The organism is Snodgrassella alvi (genome assembly GCF_002777425.1).
Lineage (GTDB): Bacteria > Pseudomonadota > Gammaproteobacteria > Burkholderiales > Neisseriaceae > Snodgrassella > Snodgrassella alvi_B.
Genome location: NZ_MDVC01000060.1, coordinates 25,204 through 34,665 on the forward strand (window position 1 = coordinate 25,204; position 9,462 = coordinate 34,665).

At 47.4% G+C, this 9,462-nt stretch carries 4 protein-coding genes, 2 tRNA genes and 3 rRNA genes; 8 read left to right on the forward strand and 1 reads right to left on the reverse strand.

Features of this window, described 5'->3' with window-relative positions:
• The first annotated feature begins 249 nt into the window (after positions 1–249).
• Positions 250–1,449 (forward strand): MFS transporter, encoded by a 1,200-nt coding sequence (locus BGI33_RS06195; RefSeq protein WP_100090424.1) that lies wholly within the window; start codon positions 250–252, stop codon positions 1,447–1,449.
• Between the two features lie 198 nt (positions 1,450–1,647).
• Positions 1,648–2,517, forward strand: coding sequence for a polyphosphate kinase 2 (gene ppk2 / locus BGI33_RS06200; protein WP_100090425.1), 870 nt, complete (start codon positions 1,648–1,650; stop codon positions 2,515–2,517).
• A 58-nt stretch (positions 2,518–2,575) separates the two neighbouring features.
• Here ppk2 and BGI33_RS06205 read toward each other — a convergent pair whose 3' ends face one another.
• The gene (locus BGI33_RS06205; protein WP_100090426.1) at positions 2,576–3,301 is read right to left on the reverse strand and encodes a 16S rRNA (uracil(1498)-N(3))-methyltransferase; all 726 of its coding nucleotides are present in this window, start codon (positions 3,299–3,301) and stop codon (positions 2,576–2,578) included.
• A 4-nt stretch (positions 3,302–3,305) separates the two neighbouring features.
• Between BGI33_RS06205 and BGI33_RS06210 the strand changes: the two genes are divergently transcribed.
• The 6 genes from BGI33_RS06210 (at position 3,306) to rrf (ending at position 9,354) form a co-directional block, all read left to right on the forward strand.
• The gene (locus BGI33_RS06210) at positions 3,306–3,536 is read left to right on the forward strand and encodes a hypothetical protein (RefSeq protein WP_100090427.1); all 231 of its coding nucleotides are present in this window, start codon (positions 3,306–3,308) and stop codon (positions 3,534–3,536) included.
• Positions 3,537–4,106: 570 nt separating this feature from the next.
• Positions 4,107–5,645: ribosomal RNA gene (locus BGI33_RS06215) — 16S ribosomal RNA — on the forward strand.
• Positions 5,646–5,722: 77 nt separating this feature from the next.
• Positions 5,723–5,799, forward strand: a tRNA-Ile gene (locus BGI33_RS06220).
• A gap of 15 nt (positions 5,800–5,814) precedes the next feature.
• Positions 5,815–5,890: transfer RNA gene (locus tag BGI33_RS06225), tRNA-Ala, on the forward strand.
• Positions 5,891–6,243: 353 nt separating this feature from the next.
• Positions 6,244–9,133 (forward strand): 23S ribosomal RNA (locus BGI33_RS06230).
• 108 nt (positions 9,134–9,241) lie between these two features.
• Positions 9,242–9,354 (forward strand): 5S ribosomal RNA (rrf, locus tag BGI33_RS06235).
• Together the 16S, 23S and 5S rRNA genes with 2 tRNA genes alongside form the textbook arrangement of a ribosomal RNA operon.
• The last annotated feature ends 108 nt before the right edge of the window (positions 9,355–9,462 follow it).

Below are 9,462 nucleotides of genomic sequence, written 5' to 3' on the forward strand. Positions count from 1 at the left end.
TTAAATCATAAGCATAAAATTCAAAAATACAGCATATTCAACAGCCATAACAGAATAAATCATCTGCAAATATATACCCTCACCAAATTTTATGCTTCACAACGATTAACATAATCAAATTAAAAACAGCAAATTGTATGTTGTAGAGTAAAACCAGTTTTTTTACTAATATTTCTCAATCAGTTAAACTTAAATCTTAATAAACACGCAATTAGCCCGGCTGCAATACGTCCGCATACTAATACACCTATGAACACAGAACCTAACCGTATCCCCCATCCACGCTGGCTATTATTTGCCCTGGCAGTTGGTGGTTTTGCCATTGGCACTACCGAATTTGCCACTATGAGTGTTTTGCCTTATATCGCCAGCGGCTTAAATATCAGTGAACCCACAGCAGGGCATCTAATCAGTATTTATGCCCTTGGTGTTGTCGTTGGAGCACCCGTTATTGCTATATTTGGTGCGCGTTTCAGCCGGCGTAGCCTGTTACTGGTGCTCATGGCATTTTTTGCTTCGGCACATCTGGGCACCATGCTCGCCCCCAACTACAACAGCATGATGCTATTTCGCTTTTTAAGTGGCTTACCACATGGCGCTTATTTTGGTGTTGGCGCGTTGGTCGCCGCAGCCATGGTACCACCAGAAAAAAGAACACAGGCTGTTGGATTAATGATGATAGGCTTAACCATAGCCACCACCATCGGCGTACCCTTAAGCAGCTGGCTGGCTCAGGCAGTAGGTTGGCGCGTTGTCTTTCTCATCGTAGCCTTACTGGCTGCTACCACTGTCATCTTGGTGGCTCTTTTTTTGCCACCAAACTGCATGCAGGGTAGCGGTAGCAATGCCGTACGGGAACTCAGCGCGCTCACCAATCGTCAGATTTGGCTGACACTGGCCATAGGTGCCATCGGCTTTGGCGGCATGTTTGGCATATATGCCTACATGGCCTCAACCTTAGAAAACATTACCGGCATGTCACCCAAAAGCGTGCCATTGGTTATGTGTTTATACGGCGTAGGCATGACCCTAGGCAACATCATCATACCGCGTCTGGTTGGACGCCATGTGATGTCAGGATTAGCATGGTTACTGGCATGGTCGGCTATCATGTTAGCCTTATATCCTTTTGCTCTACATTATCCATACTGGATATGCATACAAGTCGTTCTCATCGGCATGAGCGGTGCCGTAGGTACATTGTTACAAATTCGTCTTATGGATGTAGCCAAAGATGCCCAAACTCTGGCCGCAGCACTGAATCACAGTGCCTTCAACGCCGCCAATGCCCTGGGGCCTTATTTGGGTGGTTTAACGATTGCCGCAGGCTGGGGCTGGAGCAGTACCGCATGGGTTGGTGTTATGCTGGCAATAATTGGCTTAATCGTATGGTGGTTTACCGTACGTGACGAACAGCGTACTAATGCCAAAAGCCAGCTGCCACGATAATTCGTTCCATATCCTCAATAGGACAGATGGACATTCTGTCCAAAAATTAGTCAGATTACACAAAAATGAATATCTGAATAAAAGTACAATGTAAAAACGCGTAACTCAAGTTGCAAATGGCTGTTATCATTAATATTCTGTTTATATAGGTAAAAGTAGTTTAACTATTAACAAACCAACCGGCAAAGGGTGGTAATTATGACTGATAAACAGTTGCAACCAGAGATAGAAACGCCTGATACCGAGCAAGCTGAAAAACAAAGCAATATCTGTACCGACAAAAATAGCAAACACAAAAAGCTAACCAAAAAGAAATACTACAAAGAGCTGGAAAAACTTCAGGGTGAAATGGTCGCTCTGCAAGAATGGGTGAAAGCTTCTGGGCAGAAAGTTTGCATCATCTTCGAAGGACGTGATGGTGCAGGCAAGGGTGGTGCGATTAAAGCAATTACCGAAAGAGTCAGTCCACGCATATTTCAGGTAGTAGCCTTACCAGCACCGAGTGAACGCCAGAAAACACAAATGTACATGCAGCGTTACATTCCCCATTTACCTGCAGCCGGCGAAGTTATCATCTTTGACCGTAGCTGGTATAACCGTGCTGGCGTAGAGCGTGTTATGGGATTTTGCACAGAACAGGAAAGCAAAGAATTTCTCGAAATCATTCCTTTTATGGAAAAGGCCATCATCAATTCGGGCATCATCCTGCTCAAATACTGGCTTGAAGTAAACATGGAAGAACAGCACCGACGCATGCTTGGTCGGATTAATGACCCGCGTAAAATCTGGAAACTCTCTCCCATGGATATCAAATCTTACAGTCGCTGGTATGACTACTCCCGTGCCCGTGACGAAATGATTATGGCTACCGATACCTCATGGGCTCCATGGTATGTTGTCGATTCCAACGACAAAAAGAAAGCGCGTTTGAACATCATCAAACACATACTCAGCGAAATTCCATACAAAAAAACACCACGGAAAAAAGTCGAACTACCAAAGCGGCAGGATAAAGGCGATTATCAGGAACCCAATTACCCTTATCGTTACATTCCGGAAAAATACTAAATACATTCACCAGCCACACTGGCTGGTGTTTTTTTCAACTCTTAATACCTATCCTGAACTACCTACGAAAATCACCCCATAACACCTGCATCGCAGCAATTGCCGCCAGCGAAGCCGTTTCTGTACGCAATACCCGCGGCCCCAGACTAATAGCAGCGAAACCATGTTTAATTGCCAGCTCCTCCTCAGCATTACTTAACCCGCCTTCCGGGCCAATTAACAGCGTTACCGCCTGTGGCTGTGCAAACTCAGTTAATGCCTGTGGTCGGCATAAACTCATCAGCAGCTTTAAATCATCAGTAGCCAAACCAGCCAATGCATTAGCCAAATCCACCACCGGCCGAATTTCTGGCACCATCGTCCGCCCGCATTGTTCACATGCACCAATCGCAATATCCTGCCAGCGTTCCAGCTTTTTCAACGCCCGTTCACCACTTAAACGCTGACTACTACGTTCCGTCAGCACCGGCTGAATCAGCGTAACTCCCAATTCCACAGCTTTCTGGATAGTCATATCCATCCGTTCACTGCTTGAAACTGATTGTAGCAACGTAATCGCCAATGGAGACTCAAGCGTAACAGTCTCACTGCCACGGATCAGCACATCCACATTTTTCTTACCCATAGCTGTAATTTCAGCTTGATAAACAGTGCCAAGACCATCAAACAGCTCAATCAGCTCACCCGGCTGGCAGCGCAAAACCTGTACATGGCGCGCAGTTGCATCCGGTAAAGAAAATGTCTCTGAATGACAAATACTAGACGGAACATAAAAACGAGGCATAATAATGAAAAAATCCAATAATAATCAAACAAGCCAAATAGCAAGATTAGAAATTAATAAAATAAGCTGCTTCCTGATTAAACCAGCCCTAACCACAATCAGCAACTTATCAGCTTTATTTATCGGCAAATATAAAATTCTGCCATACAGTCATTTATTGTTTCAGATAGCAGTAAAAATAAAAGCACTAGCAAATAAGACAACAACTATACTGAAACAGCAAAGCCATAATTAATAATAGGCCTATCTATAAGTAACAGCGTAGACAAGCTTAATAAGATATAAAAGTAATATATATAGAATTACCAAAATCACAAACTATACAACGGCAACATGTAAGTCCAGACGCAACAACTAAAACAGAGATATGCATGGATAAAAAGCAGCAGATTAATCAGAAATACAGGAATAGCAGATTAACTAGTACTAAGGAATGACTGGGTAAAGGGAAGAATTTAAAATAGACAGGCGTAAAGAAGTCAAAAGTGCTAAAAATAAAATCTTAAAAAACAGTCATATGATGAAATAATGAAAAATAAAAGGGGGAAGTAGTTGACATGATTTTGAGTGAGGCGTATAGTTCGCTTTCTTCGCTGATGACGCGACACGAAACGAACTAAACAGTTTAAAGTAGAACGCAGTCGAAAGCAACGCTCTTTAACAGAACAGATTACCGATAAGTGTGAGTGCGGATGAGCCTCACACTGATTCAGAGAGACGAGATATATAGACATATACTTGTCAATAACTTTGAAGCAGACCAGTGATTTCGGAGGGGACTTCGAGATTGCAACAAGCTAAGATTAAACATAAGAGTTTGATCCTGGCTCAGATTGAACGCTGGCGGCATGCTTTACACATGCAAGTCGAACGGCAGCACGGAGAGCTTGCTCTCTGGTGGCGAGTGGCGAACGGGTGAGTAATGCATCGGAACGTACCGAGTAATGGGGGATAACTGTCCGAAAGGATGGCTAATACCGCATACGCCCTGAGGGGGAAAGCGGGGGATCTTATGACCTCGCGTTATTTGAGCGGCCGATGTTGGATTAGCTAGTTGGTGGGGTAAAGGCCTACCAAGGCGACGATCCATAGCGGGTCTGAGAGGATGATCCGCCACATTGGGACTGAGACACGGCCCAAACTCCTACGGGAGGCAGCAGTGGGGAATTTTGGACAATGGGGGGAACCCTGATCCAGCCATGCCGCGTGTCTGAAGAAGGCCTTCGGGTTGTAAAGGACTTTTGTTAGGGAAGAAAAGCTGGGTGCTAATACCATCTAGTGCTGACGGTACCTAAAGAATAAGCACCGGCTAACTACGTGCCAGCAGCCGCGGTAATACGTAGGGTGCGAGCGTTAATCGGAATTACTGGGCGTAAAGCGAGCGCAGACGGTTAAATAAGTCAGATGTGAAATCCCCGAGCTCAACTTGGGACGTGCATTTGAAACTGTGTGACTAGAGTGTGTCAGAGGGAGGTAGAATTCCACGTGTAGCAGTGAAATGCGTAGAGATGTGGAGGAATACCGATGGCGAAGGCAGCCTCCTGGGATAACACTGACGTTCATGCTCGAAAGCGTGGGTAGCAAACAGGATTAGATACCCTGGTAGTCCACGCCCTAAACGATGACAATTAGCTGTTGGGGTACTAGATGCCTTAGTAGCGAAGCTAACGCGTGAAATTGTCCGCCTGGGGAGTACGGTCGCAAGATTAAAACTCAAAGGAATTGACGGGGACCCGCACAAGCGGTGGATGATGTGGATTAATTCGATGCAACGCGAAGAACCTTACCTGGTCTTGACATGTACGGAATCTCTTAGAGATAGGAGAGTGCCTTCGGGAACCGTAACACAGGTGCTGCATGGCTGTCGTCAGCTCGTGTCGTGAGATGTTGGGTTAAGTCCCGCAACGAGCGCAACCCTTGTCATTAGTTGCCATCATTAAGTTGGGCACTCTAATGAGACTGCCGGTGACAAACCGGAGGAAGGTGGGGATGACGTCAAGTCCTCATGGCCCTTATGACCAGGGCTTCACACGTCATACAATGGTCGGTACAGAGGGTAGCGAAGCCGCGAGGTGAAGCCAATCTCAGAAAGCCGATCGTAGTCCGGATTGCACTCTGCAACTCGAGTGCATGAAGTCGGAATCGCTAGTAATCGCAGGTCAGCATACTGCGGTGAATACGTTCCCGGGTCTTGTACACACCGCCCGTCACACCATGGGAGTGGGGGATACCAGAATTGGGTAGACTAACCGTAAGGAGGTCGCTTAACACGGTATGCTTCATGACTGGGGTGAAGTCGTAACAAGGTAGCCGTAGGGGAACCTGCGGCTGGATCACCTCCTTTCTAGAGAAAAGAAGAGGCTGATTCGCATTCACACTTATCGGTAAACTGAAAAGATGCGAGAAGAGACTGAATAAACTGGGTTTGTAGCTCAGCTGGTTAGAGCACACGCTTGATAAGCGTGGGGTCGGAGGTTCAAGTCCTCCCAGACCCACCACATATTTAAGGACGCGGGGGCATAGCTCAGTTGGTAGAGCACCTGCTTTGCAAGCAGGGGGTCATCGGTTCGATCCCGTTTGCCTCCACCACGACTCTGTAGGAAGAGGGAAGTTAAATCAGGATACTTTGGAAATTAAAGGTAGTTTAGTCTGAGTACAGACGAAGCAGAAGCTAGCTTTAATTTGCGAAGTAACGCATCGATCTTTAACAAATTGGAAAGCCGAAATCAACAAACAAAGATTGAGGCACAGGAATCGGAATCTGGAAACAGATGAAGAAGAAAGTGCTGAAAGAATTGGGTGATGATTGTATCGCTGAACAACGAAAACAAAAGGCGTTGTTCAGACAACCAAAGCAGTAAGCTTTATGAGAGTAAAGGCCTTAGTCATATTCACTAGTCAACGGTGGAGATGGCGAAGTCAAGAGGTTCTTGAAATGATAGAGTCAAGTGAATAAGTGCATCAGGTGGATGCCTTGGCGATGATAGGCGAAGAAGGACGTGTAAGCCTGCGAAAAGCGTGGGGGAGCTGGCAATAGAGCTGTGATCCCGCGATGTCCGAATGGGGAAACCCACCATGTATAAGCATGGTATCCTGCACTGAATCCATAGGTGCAGAGAAGCGAACCTGGAGAACTGAACCATCTAAGTACCCAGAGGAAAAGAAATCAACCGAGATTGCGCAAGTAGTGGCGAGCGAACGCGTAAGAGCCTGTATATGATAGCCACTGAGATAGAAGAACAAGCTGGGAAGCTTGGCCAAAGAGGGTGAAAGCCCCGTATTCGAAATTTCAGAGGTGGTACTAAGTATACGCAAAGTAGGGCGGGACACGCGAAATCCTGTCTGAAGATGGGGGGACCATCCTCCAAGGCTAAATACTCATCATCGACCGATAGTGAACCAGTACCGTGAGGGAAAGGCGAAAAGAACCCCGGGAGGGGAGTGAAATAGAACCTGAAACCTGATGCATACAAACAGTGGGAGCGGAGTAATCCGTGACTGCGTACCTTTTGTATAATGGGTCAACGACTTACATTCAGTAGCGAGCTTAACCGATTAGGGGAGGCGTAGGGAAACCGAGTCTTAATAGGGCGATTAGTTGCTGGGTGTAGACCCGAAACCGAGTGATCTATCCATGGCCAGGTTGAAGGTGCCGTAACAGGTACTGGAGGACCGAACCCACGCATGTTGCAAAATGCGGGGATGAGCTGTGGATAGGGGTGAAAGGCTAAACAAACTCGGAGATAGCTGGTTCTCCCCGAAAACTATTTAGGTAGTGCCTCGAGTAAGACACTGATGGGGGTAAAGCACTGTTATGGCTAGGGGGTCATTGCGACTTACCAACCCATGGCAAACTAAGAATACCATCAAGTGGTTCCTCGGGAGACAGACATCGGGTGCTAACGTCCGGTGTCAAGAGGGAAACAACCCAGACCGCCAGCTAAGGTCCCAAATGACAGATTAAGTGGTAAACGAAGTGGGAAGGCCGAGACAGCCAGGATGTTGGCTTAGAAGCAGCCATCATTTAAAGAAAGCGTAATAGCTCACTGGTCGAGTCGTCCTGCGCGGAAGATGTAACGGGGCTCAAATCTGTAACCGAAGCTGCGGATGTCAGATAACTGACATGGTAGGGGAGCGTTCTGTAGGCCGAAGAAGGTGTGTTGAGAAGCATGCTGGAGGTATCAGAAGTGCGAATGTTGACATGAGTAGCGATAAACAGGGTGAAAAGCCCTGTCGCCGAAAACCCAAGGTTTCCTACGCAACGTTCATCGGCGTAGGGTGAGTCGGCCCCTAAGGCAAGGCAGAGATGCGTAGTCGATGGGAAACAGGTTAATATTCCTGTACTTGATTCAAATGCGATGTGGGGACGGAGAAGGTTAGGTCATCGATCTGTTGGAATAGATCGTTTAAGCCGGTAGGTGGAGCACTTAGGCAAATCCGGGTGCTTAACACCGAGAAGTGATGACGAGTGTCTACGGACACGAAGTGACTGATACCACGCTTCCAGGAAAAGCCACTAAGCTACAGTTTGAATGAAACCGTACCGCAAACCGACACAGGTGGGTAGGATGAGAATTCTAAGGCGCTTGAGAGAACTCAGGAGAAGGAACTCGGCAAATTGATACCGTAACTTCGGGAGAAGGTATGCCTCTGATGGTTAAGGATTAACTCCGTAAGCCGTTAGAGGTCGCAGAGAATAGGTGGCTGCGACTGTTTAATAAAAACACAGCACTCTGCAAACACGAAAGTGGACGTATAGGGTGTGACGCCTGCCCGGTGCTGGAAGGTTAATTGAAGATGTGCAAGCATCGGATCGAAGCCCCAGTAAACGGCGGCCGTAACTATAACGGTCCTAAGGTAGCGAAATTCCTTGTCGGGTAAGTTCCGACCCGCACGAATGGCGTAACGATGGCCACACTGTCTCCTCCTGAGACTCAGCGAAGTTGAAATGGTTGTGAAGATGCAATCTCCCCGCTGCTAGACGGAAAGACCCCGTGAACCTTTACTGTAGCTTTGCATTGGACTTTGAAGTCACTTGTGTAGGATAGGTGGGAGGCTAAGAAGCAGAAACGCTAGTATCTGTGGAGCCGTCCTTGAAATACCACCCTGGTGACTTTGAGGTTCTAACCCGGATCCATCATCTGGATCGGGGACCGTGCATGGTAGGCAGTTTGACTGGGGCGGTCTCCTCCCAAAGAGTAACGGAGGAGTTCGAAGGTTACCTAGGTCCGGTCGGAAATCGGACTGATAGTACAATGGCACAAGGTAGCTTAACTGCGAGACCGACAAGTCGAGCAGGTGCGAAAGCAGGACATAGTGATCCGGTGGTTCTGAATGGAAGGGCCATCGCTCAACGGATAAAAGGTACTCCGGGGATAACAGGCTGATTCCGCCCAAGAGTTCATATCGACGGCGGAGTTTGGCACCTCGATGTCGGCTCATCACATCCTGGGGCTGTAGTCGGTCCCAAGGGTATGGCTGTTCGCCATTTAAAGTGGTACGTGAGCTGGGTTTAAAACGTCGTGAGACAGTTTGGTCCCTATCTGCAGTGGGCGTTGGAAGTTTGACGGGGGCTGCTCCTAGTACGAGAGGACCGGAGTGGACGAACCTCTGGTGTACCGGTTGTGACGCCAGTCGCATCGCCGGGTAGCTAAGTTCGGAAGAGATAAACGCTGAAAGCATCTAAGCGTGAAACTCGCCTGAAGATGAGACTTCCCTAGGGATTTAATCCCTCTAAAGAGACGTTCGAGACCAGGACGTTGATAGGTCGGGTGTGGAAGAGTGGTAACACTTGCAGCTAACCGATACTAATTGCTCGTGAGGCTTGACTCTATCATTTGAAGGACTTCATACATGAGAGCATGTACAGAAGAAATGATAAAAGCTTACTGATGAATACACATCACCAAGATTAAGGCTTTCTGATTTGACAGTTTAATGTCTGGCGGCCATAGCAGGTTGGTCCCACGCCTTCCCATCCCGAACAGGACCGTGAAACGACCTAGCGCCGATGATAGTATGGATGCCCATGTGAAAGTAGGACACCGCCAGACTCCCCATAAGAAGAACCCGGTTGAGAGATCAGCCGGGTTTCTTGCTTTGGCTAAAGGCTAGAAGGCAATGAATATAGATGCCTGCTAGCAAAACATAACAGCAGCCTT